The sequence below is a fragment of the Pseudomonas sp. SMN5 genome (assembly GCF_052041925.1).
Taxonomy (GTDB): domain Bacteria; phylum Pseudomonadota; class Gammaproteobacteria; order Pseudomonadales; family Pseudomonadaceae; genus Aquipseudomonas.
The window spans coordinates 1-363 of the sequence record NZ_JBKGGX010000083.1 but is presented as its reverse complement, the minus strand read 5'-3'; the positions used below and the strand labels follow the sequence as shown (position 1 = coordinate 363).

Genomic DNA, 363 nt, shown 5'->3' with positions numbered 1-363 from the left:
TTGTTGATCAAGACCTTGCCCGACGGCCAGGTGATCGAATACCGCTACGACGGCCTGGGCCGGCTGGTGGCGGTGGATGACGGCACCGATCACCCGCTGGCCTTTGAATACGACGCCCAAGACCGCCTGATTGGCGAGCATCAGGGCTGGGGCACCCTGCGTTATCGCTACGACGCCTGCGGGCGCCTCAACCACCTGCGCCTGCCGGATCACAGTCAGCTGGATTTCCATCATGCCGCCGGTGGCACGTTGACCGCCATCGACCTCAACGGTACCCGACTCACCGACCACCAGCTGCGCGGCGGTCGCGAAGTGCAGCGCCAGCAAGGCCTGCTGCGCAGCCAGTACGACTACGACGACCAA

1 protein-coding gene is annotated in these 363 nt (G+C 65.0%); it reads left to right on the top strand.

The window, feature by feature from the left end; all coding sequences use genetic code 11:
- The coding region (locus ACLEJR_RS27085) for a hypothetical protein (RefSeq protein ID WP_440817775.1) at positions 1-363 on the top strand (363 nt) is incomplete at both ends.